This window comes from Bianquea renquensis, assembly GCF_014384895.1.
Classification (GTDB): domain Bacteria; phylum Bacillota; class Clostridia; order Lachnospirales; family Bianqueaceae; genus Bianquea; species Bianquea renquensis.
In genome coordinates this window covers 1-626 of record NZ_JACRSQ010000106.1, presented here as the reverse complement: position 1 = coordinate 626, position 626 = coordinate 1, and the positions used below count along the sequence as shown (strand labels likewise).

The window sequence follows — 626 nt, the reverse complement described above, 5'->3', positions numbered from 1 at the left end:
CTCGGCCATATGGTGCAGAACAAGACCGGTACTGTGTCCTACAAAAACCACAAGCAAATCAGCAAACCGGAGAGCGAGTGGATCAGGGTGGAACACACCCACGAACCGCTGATCTCGCAGGAAATATGGGACGCTGTGCAACGGATGGACAACCACCCGGCCAGAGGGCGCAGCGGCAAAAGTGGGACGGTTGCTTTGTTCGGTGGTCTGCTGCGGTGTATGGACTGTGGTTCCTCCATGCGGTATATGCGTGACTATCGCAAAAAGGTTTCGGACAAAGAACCGGAGTACAAAGCCTATGTCTGCAACCGCTATGCGTCCGGTGGCAAAAATGCCTGTGCGTCCCACTACATCAACCCAAAAACGCTGATCCATATCGTGCTGACTGATATTCGCTGTAAGGCAATGTGGGCACAGAATGATCGTGAAGCGCTGCGAGAGCTGCTTTTGGCAAGAGAACAGTCTGCCAGCATGGAACGCACCAAGGCTCTGCAAGCGGAAGTGAAGGCGATCTCCAAGCGGTTGCCGGAACTGGACAAGCTGATCATGTCTGCCTATGAGGACAAGGTGCTGGGGCGTGTGCCGGAAAGCGTCTGTATTCAACTGCTCAATCAGTACGAGGCAGA

At 54.2% G+C, this 626-nt stretch carries 1 protein-coding gene; it reads left to right on the top strand.

Features of this window, described 5'->3' with window-relative positions; translation table 11 throughout:
* Nucleotides 1-626 (top strand): recombinase zinc beta ribbon domain-containing protein (locus tag H8730_RS17460; protein WP_249290321.1); only part of this gene is annotated, 626 nt, incomplete at both ends.